At 56.7% G+C, this 23,471-nt stretch carries 22 protein-coding genes; 4 read left to right on the plus strand and 18 right to left on the minus strand.

Annotation, left to right across the window (positions count from 1 at the left end):
- The first annotated feature begins 12 nt into the window (after positions 1-12).
- Genes MCP_RS07870 through MCP_RS07880 form a run of 3 tightly spaced genes read left to right on the plus strand, consistent with a single transcriptional unit; the run spans position 13 to position 2,353 of the window.
- Positions 13-954 (plus strand): beta-ribofuranosylaminobenzene 5'-phosphate synthase, encoded by a 942-nt coding sequence (locus MCP_RS07870; protein WP_012900306.1) that lies wholly within the window; start codon positions 13-15, stop codon positions 952-954.
- A complete protein-coding gene (locus tag MCP_RS07875; RefSeq protein WP_012900307.1) occupies positions 942-1,688 on the plus strand; it encodes an NOP5/NOP56 family protein in 747 nt (248 codons plus the stop codon). Before MCP_RS07870 ends, MCP_RS07875 begins: the two co-directional genes overlap by 13 nt.
- Entirely contained in the window at positions 1,685-2,353 is a 669-nt protein-coding gene (locus tag MCP_RS07880; RefSeq protein WP_012900308.1) for a fibrillarin-like rRNA/tRNA 2'-O-methyltransferase, read from the plus strand. The genes MCP_RS07875 and MCP_RS07880 overlap by 4 nt, the downstream gene beginning before the upstream one ends.
- Positions 2,354-2,356: 3 nt before the next feature.
- Here MCP_RS07880 and MCP_RS07885 read toward each other — a convergent pair whose 3' ends face one another.
- The 7 genes from MCP_RS07885 to MCP_RS07915 all read right to left on the minus strand — a co-directional run bounded on the left by MCP_RS07885 (position 2,357) and on the right by MCP_RS07915 (position 8,826).
- Positions 2,357-2,734 carry a PqqD family protein gene (locus MCP_RS07885; RefSeq protein ID WP_012900309.1) on the minus strand — a complete coding sequence of 126 codons (378 nt, stop codon included), beginning with the start codon at positions 2,732-2,734 and terminating at the stop codon, positions 2,357-2,359.
- A 26-nt stretch (positions 2,735-2,760) separates the two neighbouring features.
- Positions 2,761-3,063 carry a Sec-independent protein translocase subunit TatA/TatB gene (locus MCP_RS07890; RefSeq protein ID WP_012900310.1) on the minus strand — a complete coding sequence of 101 codons (303 nt, stop codon included), beginning with the start codon at positions 3,061-3,063 and terminating at the stop codon, positions 2,761-2,763.
- A 103-nt stretch (positions 3,064-3,166) separates the two neighbouring features.
- A complete protein-coding gene (locus tag MCP_RS07895; protein ID WP_012900311.1) occupies positions 3,167-4,141 on the minus strand; it encodes an ABC transporter ATP-binding protein in 975 nt (324 codons plus the stop codon).
- Positions 4,138-5,124: an ABC transporter ATP-binding protein gene (locus MCP_RS07900; RefSeq protein WP_012900312.1), complete on the minus strand. Its 987-nt coding sequence runs from the start codon at positions 5,122-5,124 to the stop codon at positions 4,138-4,140. The genes MCP_RS07895 and MCP_RS07900 overlap by 4 nt, the downstream gene beginning before the upstream one ends.
- Before the next feature lies 1 nt (position 5,125).
- A complete protein-coding gene (locus tag MCP_RS07905; protein WP_012900313.1) occupies positions 5,126-6,040 on the minus strand; it encodes an ABC transporter permease in 915 nt (304 codons plus the stop codon).
- 4 nt (positions 6,041-6,044) lie between these two features.
- Positions 6,045-7,067 (minus strand): ABC transporter permease, encoded by a 1,023-nt coding sequence (locus tag MCP_RS07910; protein ID WP_012900314.1) that lies wholly within the window; start codon positions 7,065-7,067, stop codon positions 6,045-6,047.
- An 82-nt stretch (positions 7,068-7,149) separates the two neighbouring features.
- Positions 7,150-8,826: an ABC transporter substrate-binding protein gene (locus MCP_RS07915; RefSeq protein ID WP_012900315.1), complete on the minus strand. Its 1,677-nt coding sequence runs from the start codon at positions 8,824-8,826 to the stop codon at positions 7,150-7,152.
- Positions 8,827-9,083: 257 nt separating this feature from the next.
- Here MCP_RS07915 and thrC point away from each other — a divergent pair, with 257 nt between their 5' ends.
- Positions 9,084-10,313 (plus strand): threonine synthase, encoded by a 1,230-nt coding sequence (gene thrC / locus MCP_RS07920; protein ID WP_012900316.1) that lies wholly within the window; start codon positions 9,084-9,086, stop codon positions 10,311-10,313.
- Positions 10,314-10,368: 55 nt separating this feature from the next.
- Here thrC and MCP_RS15950 read toward each other — a convergent pair whose 3' ends face one another.
- The 11 genes from MCP_RS15950 to MCP_RS07975 all read right to left on the minus strand — a co-directional run bounded on the left by MCP_RS15950 (position 10,369) and on the right by MCP_RS07975 (position 23,464).
- Complete coding sequence (locus MCP_RS15950) at positions 10,369-11,058, minus strand: hypothetical protein (RefSeq protein ID WP_193763059.1); 690 nt, start codon at positions 11,056-11,058, stop codon at positions 10,369-10,371.
- A 136-nt stretch (positions 11,059-11,194) separates the two neighbouring features.
- Positions 11,195-11,977 carry a hypothetical protein gene (locus MCP_RS07930; RefSeq protein ID WP_128859993.1) on the minus strand — a complete coding sequence of 261 codons (783 nt, stop codon included), beginning with the start codon at positions 11,975-11,977 and terminating at the stop codon, positions 11,195-11,197.
- 76 nt (positions 11,978-12,053) lie between these two features.
- On the minus strand, positions 12,054-13,163 hold the full coding sequence (locus MCP_RS07935; protein ID WP_128859994.1) for a hypothetical protein: 1,110 nt from the start codon (positions 13,161-13,163) through the stop codon (positions 12,054-12,056).
- A gap of 95 nt (positions 13,164-13,258) precedes the next feature.
- Positions 13,259-14,500, minus strand: a complete 1,242-nt coding sequence (locus MCP_RS07940; protein WP_012900320.1) for a Coenzyme F420 hydrogenase/dehydrogenase, beta subunit C-terminal domain — start codon at positions 14,498-14,500, stop codon at positions 13,259-13,261.
- A 5-nt stretch (positions 14,501-14,505) separates the two neighbouring features.
- A complete protein-coding gene (fdhF, locus tag MCP_RS07945; protein WP_012900321.1) occupies positions 14,506-16,566 on the minus strand; it encodes a formate dehydrogenase subunit alpha in 2,061 nt (686 codons plus the stop codon).
- A 32-nt stretch (positions 16,567-16,598) separates the two neighbouring features.
- Positions 16,599-17,399, minus strand: coding sequence for a formylmethanofuran dehydrogenase subunit C (locus tag MCP_RS07950; RefSeq protein WP_012900322.1), 801 nt, complete (start codon positions 17,397-17,399; stop codon positions 16,599-16,601).
- Entirely contained in the window at positions 17,399-19,150 is a 1,752-nt protein-coding gene (gene fwdA / locus MCP_RS07955) for a tungsten-dependent formylmethanofuran dehydrogenase subunit FwdA (RefSeq protein ID WP_012900323.1), read from the minus strand. The genes MCP_RS07950 and fwdA overlap by 1 nt, the downstream gene beginning before the upstream one ends.
- A gap of 8 nt (positions 19,151-19,158) precedes the next feature.
- Complete coding sequence (locus MCP_RS07960; protein WP_012900324.1) at positions 19,159-20,526, minus strand: formylmethanofuran dehydrogenase subunit B; 1,368 nt, start codon at positions 20,524-20,526, stop codon at positions 19,159-19,161.
- Positions 20,523-20,936: a molybdopterin dinucleotide binding domain-containing protein gene (locus MCP_RS07965; protein ID WP_012900325.1), complete on the minus strand. Its 414-nt coding sequence runs from the start codon at positions 20,934-20,936 to the stop codon at positions 20,523-20,525. The genes MCP_RS07960 and MCP_RS07965 overlap by 4 nt, the downstream gene beginning before the upstream one ends.
- A 27-nt stretch (positions 20,937-20,963) precedes the next feature.
- On the minus strand, positions 20,964-21,488 hold the full coding sequence (locus tag MCP_RS07970) for a hydrogenase iron-sulfur subunit (protein ID WP_012900326.1): 525 nt from the start codon (positions 21,486-21,488) through the stop codon (positions 20,964-20,966).
- Complete coding sequence (locus MCP_RS07975) at positions 21,488-23,464, minus strand: CoB--CoM heterodisulfide reductase iron-sulfur subunit A family protein (RefSeq protein WP_012900327.1); 1,977 nt, start codon at positions 23,462-23,464, stop codon at positions 21,488-21,490. The genes MCP_RS07970 and MCP_RS07975 overlap by 1 nt, the downstream gene beginning before the upstream one ends.
- Positions 23,465-23,471: the final 7 nt, after the last annotated feature.

Genomic DNA, 23,471 nt, shown 5'->3' on the forward strand with positions numbered 1-23,471 from the left:
ACCGGAGGAGCTTTGTTAAGGATACGAACACCTTCCCGCCTCCACATGACGCTCATCGACATGAACGGAGAGATCGGCAGGATCGACGGCGGGATCGGAATAACGCTCGACAAGCCTTATATCGAGATCACGGCGAAAAAGAGCGATACGGTCACGGTTAAGGGAGACCCTGACCTGCGCGAGCGCATGCGCAAGGCATGCGAGGCATTCGGCCCGGGATATGGCGTGGAGATCGACATTAAAAAGTCGTACTGGAACCATATCGGCCTCGGATCGGGTACCCAGGCCGCTCTGGCCGCGGGCACCGCCGTAGCAAAATTGTATGGCCTGGATATGTCGTCCGCCGAGGTTGCCCTTAAAGTCGGCCGCGGCGGCCTGTCGGGCGTGGGCATCGGCGCCTTCGATAAAGGCGGTTTCATCCTCGACGGGGGACATAAGACGAGCGTTAAGAAGGCCTTCCTTCCCGATTCATTCGCCGACGGAGTCCCTCCCGCCCCGCTGATCATGAGCTGCCCCTTCCCTGACTGGGACATCGTGCTCGCCACGCTGCCGATGAAAGGCGCCCACGACCTTTACGAAAAGGACGTCTTCGCCCGAACGTGTCCCTTACCATTAAGGGAGATCGAGAGGCTCAGCCACATCATTCTCATGCAGATGCTGCCCTCGATCGTAGAAAAGGACCTGGAAGCCTTTGGCACGGCGCTGAACGCGATCCAGGGCGTAGGGTTCAAGAAGAGGGAAGTCGACCTTCAGCCGGGCGCCTGCGAGATATTGCGTGTCATGACGGAAGCCGGGGCGCCGGGAGCGGGCATGAGCTCGTTCGGCCCGACCGTGTTCGCTGTCACTGACAGGTCCGGCCCGATCATGTCCGAGGTCAAGAGTAACTGCCCTGATTGTATGGTCATGAAGACAAGGGCCCGTAATTCGGGGGCAGATATCGAATGCCTCCCGTAGACGAGCGTCTTGCGCTTCATGAGGCGTCTATGCGGCTTGCCCGCGAGGCGATCTCAAAAAGCCTGTCCGGAAAGGACGCTTATCTGATCCAGGCAGTGAGAGCGCTGGACGACCTTAATGAAGCTTTTAATGTTACCTCGGGTCGCCTGGCCGAGTGGTATGCGATACATTATCCGGAGAATCGTTTACGCCCTTACGAGTTAATTGAGCAGATAGTCGAGAGCCCGGCGGATAGTGAGGCTTCGACTATGGGCGCCCCCATGACGGGCGAGGACCTTGCTGCCATCCAGGGCGTTGCACAGGTTGCCAAAACGATACTCATACAGCGTAAAGCTATCGAGGATTATATCAGTAAAATAATGCTGGAGATCGCGCCGAACCTGTCGAGTGTGCTGGGGCCATTGCTGGGAGCAAGGCTCATAGCGCGGGCCGGGAGCCTCGAAAAACTCGCCCGCATGCCCGCCAGCAGCATACAGGTCATGGGAGCGGGCGAGGCCCTGTTCAAGCACCTTAAGGCAGGCACGCCATCCCCCAAGCACGGCCTGATCTTTAAGCATCCGCTGATCAGCGGCGCCCCGAAGAAGGCAAGGGGCAAGATCGCCCGCATGCTCGCGGGAAAGGCGGCTATCGCCGCCAGGATGGACTATTATTCGGGCGAGGTCATGGATTTCGGGGACCTTAAGGCAAAAGCTTCTGCGATCAAGAGCCGTTCCAGAGGAGGTAAGAAGCCTTGAGCGGCATCAGCGGCGTGCGGCCTGCGGGCATCGATAACGTGTTCTACGTCACCCTTGAAAGTAAGGACATGCTCTCGACGCTCACTCGTTACCCGGATAGCGATACGCTTGCCTTCGAAGGCGCCTATTACAGGCTGTGGAGCCCGTCTACCAGCAAGCTCGCTTCGATGATCATGAAAGGCATGGACATTCCCTTAGGTAAAAACTCGAAAGTCCTCTACCTTGGGGCCGCCAGCGGCACTACCGTGACCCGGGTTGCGGATATCGCGTGCGACGGCATTGTCTTCGCGGTCGAGTTCGCCCCACGTCCCGCCCGTGACCTGCTCATGGCCATCGAGGAGAGGATCAACGTAATGCCCATCATTGCCGACGCCCGGCAGCCCGAGAGATACCCGCCATTCCTCAATAAAGTAGACGTGATCTACCAGGACGTCGCCCAGCCCGAACAGGCCGCGATCGCCAATGCCAACGCCGAAAGATACCTGAAAAGTGGAGGATATCTCATAATGGCCATAAAGGCAAAAAGCATCAGCTCGATAGAGAATGTCGGGGACATATTTAGGGAGGAGCTACAAACTCTCGGAAAAGATTTCCAGATAATGGAAAAGGCCTCTCTGGAGCCCCTTCACCACGGCCATCTGGCAGTCATTGCCAGATATAAATAAGTTTCAAACCTCTAAAATAATAAGGTCATTGGCAGTAAGACGATTAATAAAACGAATAAGGCGCTTCTCAATATCCTTCTCGTCGCCCTTACTCCGCTTCATGATGATGCCCTTGATCTCTTCGACACTATGCGTACCGTCACACAGCTCCCAGACCATGGCGCCCAGGGGGTTGAAGCGAAAGCTGCGCTCTTCAGGGATCTCGAAGAACCGGCTCAAGAATTTCACAAGATAATTCTTCTTATATTTAGCGTAGATGCGGAGTGAATCCGAGCCGTTCCCGTCCCACTCGATGGCCTCGCTCTTCTTCGGCTTCGCCTGAAGTAATTTTTTATAAGGTATCTTGGCCTTCGTACCCTTCAAAGTGACGAACGCGGGCATACAGTGAAAAGAGGGCTTAATTAGACTTATACCTTTCCCGTTTCACGGGATACGGCGGCCTCTATCTCCTTTAATAGCTGCTCTTCCGTCTTGCCGTCCGCCGGGATGTTCATCTTGCGCGCAATTTCCAGAACGGTAGCTGAGGGCTGCTTCGGGGCAGAAAGCGAGGCATTAGCGGCCTTATTGAACTCGCCTTCTAGGTCTCTCTGGGCTTTTTTGAACTCGGCGTAAAAGCGTCCCAGCTCGCGGATGTACTGGGGCAGCTTATCCGGCCCGAACAGGAGCAGAGCCACGATAGCGATGAAAATGACCTCGTCGAAGCCGACCATAGCAACAGATTGTTAGGACTTTAACGTATATACTTTTTCGGACACGGAAAAAACGAAGGATAAGCGAATGATCGCTTACCCTTTAAGGACGTGGATAAGCGAATTAACGCTTATCCATTAAATGGCAGGCAACGAAGTGCTCGCCGCCGATATCCTTAAACTCGGGCTCGACCTTATCGCAAATGTCCATCTTATACCTGCATCTCGTATGGAACCTGCAGCCTTTTGGCGGGTTGATCGGAGTGGGCACGTCGCCCTCGAGGATGATACGCTGGCTCCGCTTCACGGCCGGGTCCGGCACGGCGATAGCGGAAAGCAAAGCCTGCGTATACGGGTGCATCGGGCTGTCGAACAGCGCCTCGGTCTTCGCGAGCTCGACGACCTTGCCCAGGTACATGACGGCCACGCGGTCGCTCAGGTATTTGACCACGATCAGGTTATGGGATATGAACAGGTAGGTCAGGCCGAACTCTTTTTGCAGGTCCTCCAGCATGTTCAGTATCTGCGACTGCACCGAGACGTCCAGCGCCGAAGTCGGCTCGTCGAGGACGATGAACTTGGGGTTCAGCGCCAGCGCCCTTGCGATACAGATGCGCTGCCTCTGGCCGCCGCTGAACTCGTGCGGATAGCGGTACATGTCGACTGGGTTGAGGCCGACCGCCTTTAGCAGCTTGCCGATCTTATCTTCCATATCCGCGCCGTTCTTCTTGTTGACGACCATCGGCTCGCCGATAATGTCCTTTACGGACATCCTGGGGTCCAGCGAGCTGTTCGGGTCCTGGAACACGATCTGCATGTTAGGGCGAATGTGGCGGAGCTCCGAGCGGCCGTACTTCATGATGTCCTTATCCTCGAAGATGATCTCGCCGCTATCCGGCTCGATGAGCCGGAGGATCGACCTTCCGACCGTCGTCTTTCCGCACCCGCTTTCCCCTACAAGGCCCAGTGTCTCGCCCTTCTTGATGGACAGGCTCACGCCGTCCACGGCCTTGACCTGCTCTACGGTCCGGGAGAATATGCCGCCCTTGATCGGGAAGTATTTTTTGAGGTCATTGACCTCGATGAGGTTCTCCGTCATTGTTTCTGCCCCTCCGCGTACAGGAAGCACGATACGAGATGGCCGTTCCCGAGGTCATAGACGCCGGGCTTCTCCTTTTTACACCTGTCCATCGCTTTGCTGCATCTCGGGTGGAACCGGCAGCCCTCCGGCGGGCGGATGAGATTGGGCACGTTCCCGGGGATCGTGTCGAGCCGGCAGGCCTGCTTGGTCGCCAGGCTCGGGATGGCACAGATCAAACCGCTCGTATACGGGTGCGACGGGTTCTTGAAAATTGTCGAGACATCCGCCAGCTCGACGATGTTACCGGCGTACATGACGCCCACACGGTCGCACATCTCGGCGATGATGCCCAGGTCATGCGTTATGAGGAGAATGGAAGCGCCCATCTTCGTCTTAAGGCCCTTCATCAGCTCGAGGATCTGGGCCTCGATGGTCACGTCCAGGGCCGTTGTCGGCTCATCTGCGATGAGGAGTTCCGGCTGGCACGCCAGCGCCATGGAGATCATCGCCCGCTGCAACATGCCGCCCGATAGCTCATGAGGATAGCTTTTTGCCACTCTTTCGGGAGCGGGTATGCTGGTGAACTTGAGCATCTCGATCGCCTGCGCCAGGGCCTCTTTCTTCGTCTTCTTCTGGTGCAGCATGATGACCTCGGCGATCTGGTCGCCGATGGTAAACACAGGGTTGAACGAGTTCATGGGCTCCTGGAAGATCATGGATATCTTGTTGCCCCGGATCTTGCGCATCTCGCTTTCGGGCAGCTTCAGGAGGTCCCTGCCTTCGAAGGTGATAGTCCCCTCGTCGATCTTTCCGGGAGGCCACTGGATCAGGCGGATGATCGACAGGGCCGTCACGGACTTGCCGCACCCGGTCTCGCCGACCAGGCCGATGGTCTCGCCCTTGTAGATATCCAGGTTTATGCCGTCGAGCGCTTTGACGACGCCCGCGTACGTGTAGAAGTTCGTCTTCAGGTTTTTAACGCTGATCAGTACGTCTGGCATGTTATCGCCTCATCCTCGGGTCCATGATGTCCCGCAGCCCGTCGCCGAGCAGGTTAAAGCCGAGGCAGAAGAGCAGTATGGCCAGGCCCGGGAACGTCGATATCCAGGGTGCGTTCAGGAGCATTGCCTGCCCGTCGTTGATCATCCTGCCCCATTCGGCCTCGCCGGGGCCGGCGCCCATGCCGATGAAGCTCAGCGCGGCCGATGTGATGATAATGCTGCCCACGTCCATTGTCGCCTGGACGATCGTGGGGGCCAGCGAGTTCGGGATAAGGTGCTTGCTGATGATCCTCCAGTCGCTCGAGCCGACCGCCCTCGCGGCCTCAATGTAATTACGCTCCTTGATCGACAGGACCTGGCCTCTGATGAGTCGGGCGTAGGTGGGCCATGACACGATGGCGATGGATATCATCACGTTCTGCAGGCCGCTTCCCAGGGCCGCCACGATGACCATGCTGAGCACCAGGGACGGGAACGCCAGGAAGATGTCGGTGACCCTCATGAGGGCCTCGTCTATGATGCCGCCGAAGTATCCGGCGAACGCACCGACGATGGTGCCGAATATGACAATGCTCAGCACGACCGCAAAGGCGGTGACCAGCGAAACCCGGCTGCCCCAGATGATCATGCTAAAGATGTCGCCGCCATAGATCTCCGTGCCCAGTATATGTGTCGAGCTCGGCGCCTGGCTCTGTAGTGAGAGGTCTCTCCAGTTGTTCGAGTACGGTGCGAGATATGGCGCGAAGATCGCCACGAGCATGAAGAAAATGACGATGAACAGGCCGATCATCGCCAGCGGGCTCTTTGTGAACAGGCTGATGGAGTGTTTCCAGTCCTTGATCTTCGAGTCGTTTTTCTCCTTCCAGTCATCGATGAAGGACTTCTTTTTTTGTATGGTTATTGCGTCGTTCGCCATCGTATCACCCGTACTTGACCCGCGGGTCGAGGTAGACGTATAGTATGTCGACGATCAGGTTGGCGAACACGTATATGATCGCTATGAGCATGGCGAAACCCATGATCGACGCGAAGTCCGTCGCGCCGATCGCCTTGACGGAGAATCGCCCGATGCCCGGCCACGAGAATATCGTCTCGGTCATAACCGCGCCGCTAAGTAATCCTCCGAACGCGATGCCGGCCACGGTCGTGGTCGGGGTCAGTGCGTTCCGGAGCGCGTGCTTCAGGATGACGATCCGCTCGGACAGGCCTTTTGCCCGGGCCGTCCGTATGTAGTCCTGCGTCATGGTCTCCAGCATGCTGGAGCGCATCATACGTGTGATGATCGCCATGGAGATCAGGGCGAGGCAGAAGGACGGCAGTATCGCATGCCTGACCGCTATGAAGAACGTGTCCCACTGCCCCGCGATCAGGGCATCGAAAGTATACATGCCCGTGACGTCCGGGGGAGGCGTGATCGAATAGGGCAGCCTGCCGTCGAGGGGGAACCACCCGAACTTATAGGATAGCCAGTACTTTACAATGAGCCCGAGCCAGAATACGGGCATGGACACGCCGACCAGCGCGCCGAGCCTCACGATGTGGTCGACCCATTTATCCTTGTAAATGGCGGACAGTATGCCCGCAGGTATGCCGATGAGCAGGCACAGGATCATCCCGATGATGGCCAGCTCGAGAGTGGCCGGGAAGTAGTCCATTAACGCCTGGACCACTGGCCGGCCGCCTTCATTTCGGCCGGTTCTACCCAGGTCTAGCTTGGAAAGATCGACGAGATAATAATAATACTGGATGACCAGCGGATCGTCCAGGTGGTGAGCCGCACGGATCTTCTCGACGAGTTCCGGCTGGCCCGCGGTCTTTTCGGATAACCAGGCAGCAGCCGGGTCACCGATCATGTGTGAAAGGAAGAATGTGATGAAACTGATCCCGATAAGCACGGGTATCAGCAATAATAATCGCCTGATAACGTAATCCCGAAGCTTCATTGATATCCCTTTTTGGTTTTTAGCATAAAAAATATAAGAGGCCGTTTAAATAACAGACGGCCTCTATATATATTTTCGCGTATTACTTGTACATCGGGTACCAGTTGAAGCCACTCAGCATGACGTTCCACTGATAGCCCTTGAGATCCTTGCTCAGGGCATAGTAGGATGCTGGCTGCAGGTAGACTATGTACGGGTTGTCGTTCAACAGGCCAAGCTGTATCTGCGTGGCGATGTTGTTTCTCTCATCCTGGTTGGCCGCCGTGAAGTACTGGTCGTAGAGGCTGTCGATGGTAGCGTTCTTGTAGGCTACCTGCCTCGCGAAGTACACGTTAGAGACAGCGAACGGGCCGAGGAAGTTGTCCGCGGTCGGGAAGTCCGCCTGCCATCCGAGGAAGAACATGTCGAGCTCGCCCTTCTTTTCCTTGTCGAGCAGAGTGGCCCAGGTAAGCTCCTGGATCTCTAAGGTGATGCCCAGGTCATACTTCTCCACAGTGTCCTTCAGCATGAGAGAGCCGGTCTGCCTGCCAGTGTTGCCCTGGTTGTAGGCGATCGTGATGGTGACTGGCTTGTCCTTGCTGAATCCGGCTTCCTTCAGGAGCTGCTTAGCATGCTCGGGGTTGAAGGTCGAGGTCGGGATGTTCGCGTTGTATCCGGCTAAGCCCTTGGGCACGACGCCGTGCGGGAACGAGCCGTAGCCGTAGCCGACCTGGTCACGGTAGGTCACATAGTCGAAGGACTCGACGAATGCCTGCCTTACCTTGGGGTTGTCGAATGGAGCCTTGCCCTCGTACATGCCGATGAAGCTGATGAGCAGGGTGTCATTGCGGATATCGTTAACGACAGCCGTGGAGTTCTTGAATACCGGCAGGTTCCTGATGTTCTCCTGCGAGAAGTCGCATTCGCCCTTCTCGAAGGCCAGCAGCCTGTTGTTCACATCGGGCACGGTCCTGACGACGACCTTAGCGGCCTTTGCGGGAGTGTTCCAGTAGTTGTTGTTCCTCTCGAAGACCATGTTGTCCTCGTGGGTCCAGGAAATGAACTTGAACGGTCCGGTGCCGCACATGTGCTCCTTCAGGTAGGTGTCAGTGTAATTGTTGGGAGTGTACGGCATGCTCGACGTCTTCTCGAAGGTCGGGCTCACGATCGCAGTCGCCGGGAATGCAAGAACATGCATCCAGTCCGGGTACGACTTGCTCAGGGTGAACTGGACGGTGTACTCGTCGATGACCTTCACTGCCTCGTTGGCCAGGTATGCCTGGACATCGGCTTCAGTGTTGTTCGAGGCCATCCACTCGTCGCCGCCCTTCAGGAACGACGATATGCCGGCTCCGACCCACGGGCCGTCCGGGTAGTTCATCAGGACGCCGCGGTCGAACGTGTACTTGACGGCCGACGCGTTAAATGCCGTGCCGTCATGGAACGTTACGTTCTTCCTTAAGTGGAAGGTCCAGACGGTGTAGTTGTCGTTCGAAGACCAGTCGGTTGCTAAAAGGCCGATGGGCTTGCTTACGTCCTCGCCCTGATACCAGACGAGGGTCTCATACACGTTCTGCGTAACGCTGTAGCACGCAGTATCATATTCCAGTCCCGGGTCCAGAGACGGCGGGTCCGATGTCGTCATTTCGACCAGTGTAAAATCCTTTGTAGTAGTAGTTGGTGTCGGGGTCACCGTAGTCGGTGAGGTGCAGCCGGATAAAATCAAAATAGCTGCGATCACGAGAACTACGAGACTTATCGTCCCAGATCTTCTATCCATATTTTCACCTCATTTATATAAGTAAAATTGTTGGCACGCTGTTTTTAGGTAACCAACAGCTTAACGTAGATATCAAATTCTTCTTATTTATGTGTATCGGGGCCAAAGAGAATATATACTACCTTTTAATAAAAAAACGAAAAACACTATAACGCTCATGTTTATACTCGAATGTTTTTTATTGTTCATCGGGTAAAAAGCAAAAGTTTTAAAAGTGAATGTAGTATTCTATACGGCATAATACGAGGAGTGGCAGGATGTATCACCTTGAATGCATAAAATGCGGCGCGAAATACCCCGCCGACGAAGTCATCTACACGTGTAAGAAATGCGACGGATTACTGGACGTCGTGTACGATTATTCTAAGATACACTTAACAAGGGAAGACCTGAAAGGGCCGCTGTCGGTCTGGAAGTACAAGGCGCTGCTGCCCGTTAGCGGGGAGCCCGTTACGCTTAAAGAGGGCGGTACGCCCATCTATCACATGAAAAAGATCGGCGCCGAGATTGGCCTCAAGGAAGCTTACGCAAAGCACGAGGGCATGAACCCGTCGGGCTCTTTTAAGGACAGGGGAATGACGGTCGGCGTTTCCAAAGCGCTTGAGCTGGGCATGAAGAGCGTCGCATGTGCTTCAACGGGTAATACGTCGGCTTCTCTTGCCGTATATGGCGCCAGGGCCGGCATCCCGGTCATCGTGCTCCTGCCGCAGGGTAAGGTAGCGCTGGGCAAAGTGGCTCAGGCCCTTATGCACGGGGCGAGAGTGATCAGCGTGAAGGGCAACTTCGACGACGCCCTGCGCCTGGTAAGAGAGCTCTGCATCGAGAACGGGATATACCTCTTGAATTCCATCAACCCGTACAGGCTCGAAGGCCAGAAGACCATCGGCTTCGAGATCGTGGACTATTTCGGCTGGGAAGTGCCCGACCGCATCATCCTGCCCGTGGGCAATGCCGGCAACATCACGGCCATCTATAAGGGCCTGAACGAGATGAAGAAGCTGGGCATCATCGACCGTATCCCGAAGATGACCGGCATTCAGGCTGAGGGTAGTGCCCCTATCGCAAAGGCAATTAAATCAGGTGCTGCTAATATCTCTGTCGAAGAGCATCCCGAGACCGTTGCGACAGCGATCCGGATCGGCGATCCGGTGAATGCCGTGAAGGCGCTGAACGCGATACGTAAATCCGGCGGAACGGCCGAAACAGTGACCGATGAAGAGATACTGAACGCACAGAAGATGCTCGCCGTAAAAGAGGGCATCGGCGTCGAGCCGGCGTCTGCGGCATCCGTGGCAGGGCTCATTAAGCTGAGGAACATGGGCGTCATCGAGGACGACGAGCGGGTCGTCTGCGTCGTCACCGGCCACCTGCTCAAGGACCCGGAGACGGTCATCAAGAACTGCGACAAGCCTATCGAGGTCGAGGCCAGCGAAGAAGCTATCGAGAAAGTCCTGGGCATTAAAAAAATGAAAGTTAAGGCTAAGTAATCCGGGCAACGTTAGCCATAATCTTTTTTAAAAGGGCGATATGTTTTATCGCCCTTCAATAATATTGCGTGCCATACGGGTTGGAATAATACGGCATGTCATATGGCTGCTGGTAAACAGGCTCCACTACGGTGGGCACATCCCACCATGTCCAGTATGGGTCCCACCAGTTATACCAGGCCCAGTACGGGTACCATACGCCATATCCGTAGGCAGGCGCCCAGTTCCACCAGCTCCAGCCCCAGCCGTAGCCGCGCCAGCCCCAGTTATGCCAGTAGCCATTATTCCAGTTCCAGTTATGCATACCCCAGTGACCCGGGGTCCCGCCCCAGTGAGCCCAGTTGCGGTCGCCCCAGTTCACTCCCGGCCATCCGTGGCCAGGCTTCATGATCCCATGGCCGGGGCTTCCAGGTCGCACACCAGGTCCTCCCGGCTTAATACCACCGGGGCCGCCTGGCTTAATACCACCACCGCCAGGCAGGCCGGCACCAGGCTTGTGGCCTCCGCCAATGATCCCGGGGCTGCCGGGCTTCACGGCTCCCGGTCCACCGGGCTTAATACCTCCGCCGCCTGGTTTCATGCCTCCAATGCCTCCGGGCGCCTTGATGCCCCCGCCGCCGTGTTTAATACCTCCGCCACCTCCAGCCCTGGCGCCTCCGCCACCCCTGCCTCCGCCTCCGCGGGCCTCCGAAAGAGGCACGAACGCGAGGACAAGGGAGATCACCAGCACCAGGATTATAGCCATAACTAGCCATTTATTTCTGCTCTGCAATCCGTATCCCCGGATTAACCCTCTACCGTTGAAAATAAATAGAGTAACGCTTAAAAAAGTAGAAAAAGCGAACATTGTTCGCTTTATCATGGCTGTCTGCCGCTACCGCTTATTCCGTGTATGCGATGACCTGGTCCGCGGTCTCGAACCCGTGGCTCTCGTCCCACTTGAATAATAGTTCTACGTGCGGCTGGTACCTGGGATCAGAGTAGTCGAGGCCTGTCATATCCTTTGCTACGTCTCGGGCCTTTCGGCATGTCTCATGGTCACACGATACAAAATCGGCGATGAGGTCGTCCAGAGGGTTTGACGCCACGATATGCCTTACGAGGAAATCGCCCTGCTGAGCACGCTGCAGATAAGTGATGCTCCGGATGATGTCGTGGTCGCGCATCAGCTTAACGGCCTCCGGCATATCCTTCAACCGGTCGACCAGCTTTACGACCTCGTCCGCCTTGCCGGGCTTCAAAGGAGCCGCGAAGCACCAGGGCATCAGCAGCATGTTCTTCTCTTCCCCGAACGGCCGCTCTTCCTTCCAGTCCGCTAATAGCCTCACGTTCGGGAGGTTCTCTTCCCGGGAGAGGTCCACGCCAGAAAAATCCTTGAACTGGCCGGCAAGGTACTTAGAGAACTCGTCATCGGTGGCGAACATCTCCTGGAGCGTTTTACCCAGGTCATCCGTCGACTGTATGAACAAAACCAAAAAATCGCCCTTCTCAGGCATCGCCTGCAGGAAAGCGAGCATCCTCTTGATACCCACGCCCTTCAGCTGGTCCTCGGTGTCCTCGCGGAACTTTTCGCTGACATCGTCCCAGAAGTCCCGAACGTTGCCGATCTTATGCGGCAGGACTGGCAAAATGAAACATGAATCCGTCGTCTTATCTGTCTGCAAGTATCTTTCCCCCACTTACTATACCTACAACGGCGGGTGTCTTTTTAAAATTATGGAAAATATCCGCTATAAAAAGCTAAAACCGCCGGACACTAAAGTATAATGCCGCAGCGGCCCCGAACATGGCCAGAAAGGTGGAACAAACGTCCGCTTGTTCGGGCTCCCCGACGACCGCGCCGTCATAGAACCTGTAAACGTTGACCGGCTTCGGCGTCTTTGCCTTATCCTCCATGCCGCTCACCATGATGAGCCAGCCGGTCGAATTGGCCGCCACAAGGCGGTTCCAGCTCCGGTCGTTCTCGCTCAGGTTATTATCCATGAAGTGCGCCTGTATGCTGCCATTCAGGGCGTAGACAAAGATGCCGTTCGCGCTAGCGGTCATGTTGCCGTCGGGCATGAACGCGAGCGACGCAGGGCTGCCGTTATAGGTGCCGTTAAAGTCGAGCCGGATGTCACGCTTTGTCTTCAAAGCGGAGTCGTACGAATGGATAACGCTGCGGCCCGCCTCGACGATATAAAAACTGCCGTTCCCGTCGCTGACGATATCGGCCATATCGCTGACCTGCACATCCAGCTTCTTATAGATCTTACCTTCGGGATAAATAAAAATGACCTCGTGCCGGTCCCGGGTGCTCCCGCTCGTGATGACCACATAGTCGTCGCTGGAGATCGCCAGCCCACGCGGATAGTAGAACTGTGTTTCGTTGCCCGTGTTGTCGATCCAGCCCATGAACGCCGATACGGGGAACTGGTACTGGTATTTGCCGTCCTTCGAATATACGACCACGTCCCATCCGCAGAGGATGAATAAATTGCCATCCCCGTCGATGTCAAATGCGCTGGCCAGGTTATCGTAATAGTAGCCGTTCGATGCCCGGTCCCATCCCACATCTACCATGCTCTTCTTCAGGACGTCGAAGGAGCGCACCAGGGTCAGGTTTTTATCGTAAATCGTGATGACGCTCTTGAATTTAGGGCCGCTCGTATGGACATGCTGGAGTATATACACGTTATCGCCCGCGTCGACCCTGACGCTGACCGGGGTATCGATCTGGCCTGCTCCCGTGCCGTACTGCCCTGCGCTCGCCGCGGGCTTGATGACCGTTATACCGTTATCAGCGACCGCAATACCAGCCATTGCTAGTGACAGAAGCGCAACAAAGAGCAGTACATGATACCTCATCATACGACAACCAGGCCTCAGGCTAACTAATAACAAGGGCAGAATCATATGTAAAACTTTGGATAAAAACCGAAAAGAAAAAAGAAAAAAAGGGGATCTTACTTGAAGATCTTGAAGATCTGGTCGGTCCCCGTCGAGTGTAGCCTTTCCCTCTCCTCGGGCTCCTTGGTGAGCGCGAGAACGGGCATCGTCATGTTGACACCGGGCACGTAGCCGAACATCCCCTGGAGGTCCGACTGGATCATGTGCATGTACTTGGAGTTCTCGATCTCCATGGGGCAGAGCTCTTCGCACTGTCCGCAGTTGATGCAAGAGTCCGATACATGTACGAACCGGATCATGTGGAACATGAAGTCGGGCGGGATCTGTCCGGGCTGGACGAGCCATGCCTTCTTCGTGCTGCACTCGTTACAGTAGCAGATCGGGCAGTTCTCGACACAGGCGTAGCAGCGGATGCACTTGGAAGTATCCTTCTTGATGGCCTCCAGCTTTTCTGTGCCGGTGCCCATCGAGTTGAAGTACTTCTCGCGCCACTTATCGCCAAGCTTGAGCATCGCGTTCTCGACCTTGCCGCGGATCTCAATGCCTTTTGCCGGGGCTGGCTCTGTGCCGATCGCTCCTGCCTCGATCGCCTTGTTCAAGACGAGGGCGCCCTTTTCGCTGCAGACCTCGACGAACGTGGTGTTCCCGGCCTTATCGCCGATAACGCCCCAGTTGCCGCACGCAATGTCGGCCTGCCGCGGGACCTTCACCTTGCACCGGCGGCAGTTGCTCCTCCGGCCATAGCCCTGCTCTTCGAGCTCGTCCATGGAGATGCCCTTGTGCTGGCCGTCGGCCGTCTTAACGATGAACTGGCCCTTGTCGATCTCTTCCTTGACGACCGTGTCCGGGTCCAGGCCGAACTTCTCCTTGATCATCTTCCTGGCCATGACGGGCTTTACGGTTCCGCCACAGTTGACACCGATCATAACGACGTTGTCCAGGTTGATCTGGCCCCTCTTCGCCATCTCGTACATGGCCATCGCATCGCAGCCCTTTACTACGACGCCGACCTTCATTTCCGGGGCTTCTTTGAGTATGCACTTGGCAAGCTGCTTGGTTACGAGAAGCGTGCCGCAGTGGATGGAGCCGGCGGTCTGGATGAGGTCTTTCGGGTCAGTGATGAGCACGGGCTGGGCATCGTAGATGTCCACTCCCTTCTTCACCGTGTAGACCGCGTCGACCGTCTTGCTCTCGAGCAAGTGCCTGAGTAAAGCCGTGACGGCGCCTCCGGTCTCTCCCTTGTCCCGGGTCTCCTTATCCTTTGCATACGCATAAATCATATCGCCTTTTGCGACCATCGACATCACGCCTCCTTGATCTTTTCGACACGAACAGCACAGGCCTTGAACTCCGGGATCTTGGCTGTCGGATCGAGCGCGTTGTTCGTGAGGGTGTTCGCCGCGCATTCCGCGTAGTGGAATGGCATGAATACCTCATTCCTCTTGATGTCCGGGGTTACCCTGGCAGCCACCTTGACTTCGCCACGCCGGGTGATCGCCCGCACGACTTCCCTGTTCTGGATGCCGAGCGCCTTTGCGTCCTCGGTGTTGATCTCGAGCCAGCTTTCAGGCTCTTCCCGCTCCAGCGAGGACGAACGCCTCGTCATGGAACCGGTGTGCCACTGCCAGATGCAACGGCCAGTCGTCAGGATGAACGGGTATTCCGCGTCCGGCACTTCAGCCGGCGGCTTGAACTCGATCGGAGTGAAGACGCCTAAGCCGTCCGGGTGCGAGAACTTCTGGGTGTGCAGCACCGGGGTTCCGGGGTGTTCCGGAGTCGGGCAGGGCCAGTGGAGGGCCTCAGGCTTCTCGATCCTCGCGTAGCTCATGCCAGCGTAGGACGGGGTGACCTTAGCGACCTCGTTGAAGATCTCCTCGGCGCTCTTGAACGGGAACTGCTTGGCGCAGCCCATCTTCGCAGCGAGCTCGCAGATGATCTGCCAGTCGACCTTCGCGTCGCCGGGCGGGTTCACGGCTTTCCTGAACCTCTGGACACGGCGCTCGGTGCTCGTCTGGGTACCATCCTTCTCGGCGAAGCAGGACGCCGGCAGAACTACGTCGGCCAGCTGAGCCGTCTCCGTCAGGAAGATATCCTGTACGACGAGGAACTCGAGGTTCTTTAACGCCTTCTCCACGTGGTGGAGGTCGGGGTCAGAGACCATCGGGTTCTCACCCATGATATAGATGGCCTTGAGCTTGGGCGGGCTATCGCAGAGAACGTTGATCGCGTCGGTGACGGTGTAGCCGACCTTGCCGGGCGCGATCTCACAGCCCCAGGCTTCTTTCATCTTGGTCTGGCTGGGCTCGAGCGTCACATTCTGGTAGCCGCTGTACACGTTCGGCAGCGCGCCCATGTCGCAGGCGCCCTGCACGTTGTTCTGGCCACGGAGAGCGTTAACGCCGCCGCCGATCTTGCCGACGTTGCCGGTAAGCATCAGCAGGTTAGCGACTGACTTGACGTTGTCCACGCCGGTGGTGTGCTGGGTGATGCCCATGGAGTAGCACAGACAGGATGCGGGAGACTTTGCGAACCATTCCGCCGCCGTTTCGAGGTCCTTGACCGCGATGCCGGTGATCCGGGATACGTTGTCCAGGCTGTACTCGGGCTTCATCACGACGGCCTTGACCTTCTCGAAGTCCTTGGTCCTGGTCGCGATGTAATCCTTCGCTTCCCAGCCGTTCTTGATGATGTGCTGCATTAAGCCGTTCAGGAGAGCCACATCGGTGCCCGAGTAGAAGGAGGCGTACAGGTCAGCCAGCCTTGCCGTCGGGGTGAACCGCGGGTCGAAGCAGATGACCTTAGCGCCCTTCTGCTTGGCCTGGACGATCTTCCGGCCGATGAGCGGGTGCTGCTCGACCGTGTTGCTGCCCAGGACGAAGATGCACTTCGATTCGGCGATGCCGCCGATATCGTTGGTCATGGCGCCGGACCCGAAGGCACCGGCGAGGCCGACGACCGTCGATGCGTGGCAAAGACGGGCGCAGTGGTCGACGTGCGGCGTCTTGATGACGGTCCTGGCGAACTTCTGCATCAGATAATTTTCCTCATTCGAGACACGGGCGGAGGACAGACACATGACCTCTTCCGGCTTAAACGACTTGAGCTTCTTCGCGACCAGGTCGTATGCCTCGTCCCACGTTGCCTCAACGAACTTTCCATCCTTCTTGATGAGTGGCTTGGTTAACCGGTCCGGCCGGTGAATGAACTCGTGCGCGTAGCGCCCCTTGGGACAAAGCTTTCCTTCGTTCACCGGGTGGCGCTGCCATGCAGCCACGCTGACTACTTTCCCGTCTTTTACGACGAGATTTAACCCACACCCCGTACCGCAATAGGGGCAGGTTGTAGGTACAATTTTCATGTCCATAGATTAAACCTCTTGACAGTTATTTCCACATTTTACGCTTTCACGTATAGTGTGCCTTTTCCTGCTTCTGCGCGGTCGCCCTGGTAGACCTTGAACGCTGCTGTCCTGCCGTCCACCTCGACGTCCTTCGTCTCCTTCAACGCGAAGCCGGGCATCATGGTCTCTATCCTGCCGAGCATGTAGATGTTCCCTCGGATCATCTGGGCGCCGACCCTTCCGGGCGAATCGCCATGGATGACGATCTTGCCGCCCACGTCCTTGGCACCGATGGCACGGCCGGCATGAATGCCGGCGTTAATGTCAACGTTGCCCTTAACGGTGATCGTGCCGCCCATCATGTACTCGCCCAGGTCACAACCAGCGTTGCCGTTAACGGTGATGACGCCGCCCTTCATGCCACGCCAGTCGCCACGGTAAGAGGCGCCGAGATAGTTGCCGGCGTTCCCCTCGATGATGAGCTGTCCGCCCTCCATCTGAATGCCCGCGAACGCATCGGTATTGCCCTTGACGATAATCGAGCCGCCCTTCATCCACGCGCCGCAGTACATGTCCACGTCGCCCTTACACAACACGGCGCCCGCGGTCATCCTCGAGCCAATGTACTTGACCCGGGGCACGCTACCGTTGATAACGATAGCCTGATCGGCAGCGTTAGCAGCCGTACTGCCCTGCACATCGAAGAACTTGCCCAGCGGCCACGAGGTGTTACCCTCCCAGACCAGCAGAGCCCGGATCTCCTCGAGACTCTTGCCCGCAAAAGCATCAGGCGTTATCACTTCAGCCTCCAGCACCAGGTACTTCTCGCTATTGGGAGTTAACGTGATCTTCTCCATCAGATCCCTCCTGCAAGCGGGCCGGCCTTAAGAACCGTCGGATTGACGAGATACGAATCCTGCACCGGGTAATTGTTCAACGTCACCGAGTAGTACTTGAGGAACTTATCCACGATGTCATGCTTCACTTCAGGATTATCGAACCCGTCAGCATCAGTCCAATACGTGCTCTTCGTACTGCCATTCGACACGACTTCGCCATCCTTCACGACGATATCGCCGCCCTTGATGGTGTAAGCAGCCCTCTCGAGCGCCTTAACAAGCAACTCAGGCCTCTGCGTCACATCAGTCGTCTTCAGGTTAAGGTCGTATATGGCAACGTCACCGTCAGCACCGACCGCCAGACTGCCCTTCCTCTTACCCAGGCCCAGCGCCTTAGCAGGCCCGGCACGGCTCATCTGCGCAATCTCGTACAGCGACAACTCCCTGGAAATGCCGCCAAGCTGGCACCTCTCGGCAACCCACTTGTGCAATGAGCCAAGCTTCTCATCCCTGGCCTTCTTGCTCATCAACCAGCTAGTCACCGTCGGATACCTGGTGAACGGACCAGCGTTCGGATGGTCAGTGGTCATGTAACACTTCATCGGATCCTTAATAAGAAGTGCCAACTCGAGGCCGATGGCCCACTGCAGGCCGAACACGTGGTTCTTCGGATCGTAAATGAACGGAACGACCCCAGAACCGGTCTCCAATTCGACATCAACGTTAGCCCACTTTAGATGGTTGAGGCCGCTGAGCGAGTATTCGAACGGCCCGTCAGCAGTCATCGTCGTGGTCTCATCGAGAGTTACGAACCCGGCGTCGATGGTGACATGGTCGTGCGAGTTAACGTAGTCAGCCAGCACGCCCGCTTTGGACTCGAAGTCCTTCCACGACGTGCCGCCATAGCTGTTGAACTGCGCATGGGTCAGGTGAACGTTCTGGTTCCTCCCGCTCTTCTTGTTGGTCTTCAAATTCTCCGTCAACGCCAAGGTCTTCAGCGTAGTGGTAATGTTCCCGGGGTGGCCGAGGTTGTTCGCATGCACGTGAATGCTATGCGGCAAACCCAGACGCTCGTTAGCGCCCGCAAGGCCCGTTATGATATCCCTCGGAGTAACGTCGAAGTAAGGCACCGTATCATCGATGGACACGCAATTCTTGCCCCACCCCCACGCCTCAGTACCACCGGGATTGACAAGCTTAACTACTGAGCCTTTAGTGGCCTTGAGCATCCATGCCACGAAGGCATCAAGCTTCTCCGTCTCCCCTCTCTTGATGTACTCCATCACAAGCCAGTTGTTACCCAGCAGGGTAAAAGCAGACTGGTCGATGATCGGGGTATCACGGATCTCCTCGTGCGTATGCCTCGCTAAGAGTGGCGGCATTGCCGCCTCGTTAGCCATCGTATACCCGAGCACGGCGTACCGGTAAGCCGTGACGAACGTGCTGGGCACGCTGAAGCCCCCGCCCGCTCTGAGGAGCCTGGACGAGTGCTGCATGGCCGGGTCGTGAAGCTTATCCTCGGGCCTGTACAGCCTGCCCACGTTGATCTTCGGGCCGGCAATATGCGTATGAATATCGATGCCGCCCGCCAATACCGCCTTTCCACGGGCATCGATCACTTTAGCGCCCGTAGTGAGCTTCGAGGCCTCGACTATCCTGCCGTTCTGAATGGCGATATCCTTCACATCGCCGTCGATGCCGCTGGCAGGGTCATACACGAACCCGTTCTTCACTAAAATCTCGTTAGTTGCAGTGACTTTCTTAGTCATGATAACACCTAATGCCCCTGCCCGGCAGGCAATCCCTTAAGCTCCTTAACACGAGCAAGGATCCTCCGAAGGACTTCCTCGTCCGAAAGCATGCCCTCAGGCCCGTCAATAACCTTCCTGCACCTGATAGGCACATTATCCATACGATAAGCCGTCCCCTCCTCCTCCACACCAACCATCGTGCTCGGAATGACGATATTCGAAACACCAGTAGTCGGAGTGTAGTGGGGGTCCAACGCAATCGTCGGTATCTTGGCGTAATGCTTCATGCTCGACACCGGGAAGTGCGCTCCAGGATCCGAAGCGATCACCATGGCCGCATCCACCTCTCCCCTCCGCAACAGGTCGTTAGACGTGGTCTCCCCGGGATTGTACCTCGGGTAACCCCTGCTAAAGTCCATCGCGAACGGGAAGCCGCTCTGCCAGCACATGACCTGACCGCTGCCCGTCACATTGTAGTGGCCCCGCATGGGAATGAGGCTGAACTTCGTATACTTGTTCATATCCGCAACCCACGAAATGGCAATGTCAATATTACGATGCTTGCCAATCGTCTGCGTAACCCCCATCCCGAAGAACAACAAACCGAACTTCTTCGTCTTCGCAAGCTCAGCCAATTGTACTATCTGCGCCTTCGGCACTCCTCCCACTACGTCAGGGATGTCCTCCCCACGGGTGGCGGTCCTCAACGCGTCCAGCACCTCGTAATCTTTGCCCTGCTCAACCTGGACGTAAATGTCCGCCTGCTTCGCAGTATCCGTAGGCCTCGGATCCACGACCACCAGCGTACGGTCATCGAACCCACGCTCGGTAAAGAACCCCCTCGGATAGATCGTGTACCGGCTCATGTGCCTCGGATGCGCATGGATCGGGTTGCAACCCCAATAAATAATGAGGTCAGCACGGTTCTTCACCTCACCCAACGTGCACTGCGGAGCGCCAACCGTCTGAATCGCCATAATACTGGGCCCGTGACACACAGTAGCCGTATTGTCCGTAACTCCACGGCACACTTCGGCCAGCTCGTTCCCAACCTCCTGCGCCTCGCAGGAAGTAGACGACCACCCGTAGAACAACGGGCGTTTAGCCTTGGCCAGTATCTGGGCCGCCTTCTCCACCGCATAATCGTAGCTCACCGGGGTGAACTGGGTCGTGCCCTCCTCCCTCTCCAGGGGCTGCATGACCCGGTGGCCCGCCTGCGCGCTCTTGAACTTCTCGTTCCCGATAATGCAGGCGTTCATCGTGTCCACGATCCTGTTGCCGTCCAGCACCACCTTGACATCGTCGCACAACGTGCCGCAGAACGGGCAGACGACATCCGTAACGACCTTCAAGCCCTCGCTCTTCGTCGCAGCCTGCGTCTTCGTCTCTATCATGCCGTCGTCTCCTTCAAATCCAACGTGGTCTTTTGTAGCAGCTCGATACCGTTCATCACTTTCTCGTTAGGCGCTGGCTCAATACTGACCCTCACTCCCTTAAAATTGGGCATGCCCGTGCTCCAGGTGTTCGGATTCGTCACCTGGTTAGCCCACGGCCCCATGGGAATAAAGACCAGCCCAGGGTGAGGACCCTGGGTCGCCTTGACCGCCCTAACGACTACCGATCCGTGAGCCGACTTGACTCTAACGGACTGGCCCGGGTACACCTTAAGCTTCTTAAGATCACTAACATCGATCTCGCAAATACCACAAGCCTTAATATACTCATCCTCATGCTTGTGCCCCTCAATAGCGACACCCTGCATGAAGGTCCTACCTGAGATCAGGTTAACCTCAATCGTAGTCATCTCTAGGGTCTCCTCAGAAGCCCCGGCTCACTTCTTCTGAACCGGCGCGGCTTCTAGCATCTTACCTGCTTTCGCGATCTCAGCCATATCGGTATCTGCGCCGCCAAAGCCCGCTGAACCGGAGGATGCGGATATTGCCTCCTTGTGCAGCGGGCTCGGTCCCAGTTCGTTTATTGTATTAATCATGTCCTTGACGACTTCCGCCCACTTTGCGCCTTCGGACGCAGATACGAAAGTCATCCTTACTCTCCGGTCATCGAAGCCAAGGGACTTGAGGACTCTCTTCAGGTAGAACATCCTCTTTGCCGCCTTGAAGTTGCCCTCGATGTAGTGGCAGTCGCCGAAGTGGCAACCGGAGACGATAACGCCGTCCGCGCCGTCGATGAACGCCTTAACGATCAGGAGTGGGTCCACACGGCCCGTGCACATCAGGCGTATCAGCCTGATATCGGACGGGTACTGGATACGGGATGTGCCTGCGAGGTCGGCGCCCGCATAGGAACACCAGTTGCAGACAATGCCCAGTATTTTAGGCTTGTACTCTTCAGCCATTACTGTCCACCTCCAAGTAGGAACGCATCGATCTGTGCAACGATCTGCGGCGTGGTGAAGTGCTGCATCTTAATAGCGCCTCCGGGGCATGTTGCACCGCAGGTGCCGCAGCCCTTACACATCGCATCGTTAACGTTCGCCCTTCTCTTGCCGTCTGCAAGGCTGACCATGGATATTGCCTTGTACGGGCACTGGGCCTCACAGATGCCGCAGCCTGCGCATAGCTCTTCACTGACCTTTGCCGCGATGGGCTCCAGCGCGACCTTGCCCTGGTTGATGGGCACCTGGGCCGCAGCCGCCGCTCCGGCAGCCTGGGCCACCGTGTCGGGGATGTCCTTCGGGCCCTGGCAGCACCCGGCCAGGAATATGCCGTCCGTCGAAGTCGAGAACGGGTTCAGCTTCGGGTGAGCCTCGAGCAGGAACTTATCCGGGCTCCTGGAGATCGTCAGCTTGTTCCTCAATAATTCAGTGGTCGCCTTGGGCACTATTGCCGAAGCGAGGACGACGACGTCCGCTTCGAGAGTGACAGGCGTGCCGAGCAGCGTGTCCTCTGCGTGGACGATCAGGTTCTTGGTGGCCGGGTCCTCCTCGATGTACGAGACCCTGCCCCTCACGAACTTCGCGCCCTCGTCCTGGATACGGTAATAGAACTCCTCATACGCCTTACCGAACGCCCTGATGTCCATATAGAACAGCCATGGCACCACGCCCGGCATCTTTTCCATGATCTGGTGGGCGTGCTTCAACGAGTACATGCAGCACACACGGCTACAGTACGGGTTCGCGTCCTGGTCCCTCGACCCTGCGCACAATACGAACGCAACGTTGTGAGGCTTCTGGCCGTCCGAAGGCCTTATCAGCTTACCGCCCGTCGGGCCGGAAGCGTTGATGAACCTCTCGAACTGCATGCCGGTAATGACGTTATCAAACCTGCCATAACCCCACTCCTCCTTCTTCTCGATCTCATAGAGATCGAATCCGGCCGCTACTACAATAGTGCCGACTTTGATCTCTACTAGCTCGTCCTTCATGTTGAGGTCGATGGCGTTCTTGTCCCCGCACTTCTTGACGCAAAGCTCGCACTTGATGCAGCTGTTGAAGTCAACCGTGTACTTGAGGGGCACTGCCTGGGGGAACGGCACGTATATGGCCTTCCTCGGCCCGAGGCCAAGGTCGAACTCGTTGCCCTTCGTTACCGGGCATACTGCAGCGCAGTCGCCGCAACCGTTACAGTCAGCCTCCTTCACGCCTCTCGCCTTCTTGCGCACCGTGACGGTGAAATTGCCGATGTACCCGTCGACCTTCTCCACCTCACAGTAGGTCATGGTCTTAATGTTCGGGTGCCTGTCAACATCCACCATCTTGGGCGTAAGGATACACTGCGAACAGTCCAGCGTCGGGAACGTCTTATCCAGACGGGACATGTTACCGCCAATACTCGGCTCCTTCTCGATGAGGTATGTAGTGATCCCGGAGTCGGCGATCTCCAGCGAGGCCTGAATGCCCGCCACGCCGGCGCCTATCACCATGATAGACTTCTCGACCGGGATGTACTTCGTATCCAGAGGCTCAAGCAACGACGCCCTGGCAACGCTCATCCTGATAATGTCTTTCGCTTTTTGCGTGGCCTTCTCCGGCTCCTTCATGTGGATCCACGAGGACTGCTCACGGATGTTGGCCATCTCGAATATGAACATGTTCAGGCCGCCTGCCGCCGACGCCTTCCTGAACGTGGGCTCATGCAGACGAGGCGAACACGCCGCGACCACGACCGCATCAAGGTTCTGCTCCTTAATTGCGGTCCTGATCTTCTCCTGGCCAGGCGTCGAGCACATATACGTATAATTATCTGCGTGCACGACGTTCGGGAGCGTCTTAGCGTAAGCTTTTAGTTCCTCGATGGGGATGACGCCCGCGATGTTGGTGCCGCAGTGGCAGATGAACACTCCGACTCTGTTAGGTTTCTTTTCTGTCATTTCTTCT

The organism is Methanocella paludicola SANAE (genome assembly GCF_000011005.1).
In the GTDB taxonomy this organism is placed as follows: domain Archaea; phylum Halobacteriota; class Methanocellia; order Methanocellales; family Methanocellaceae; genus Methanocella; species Methanocella paludicola.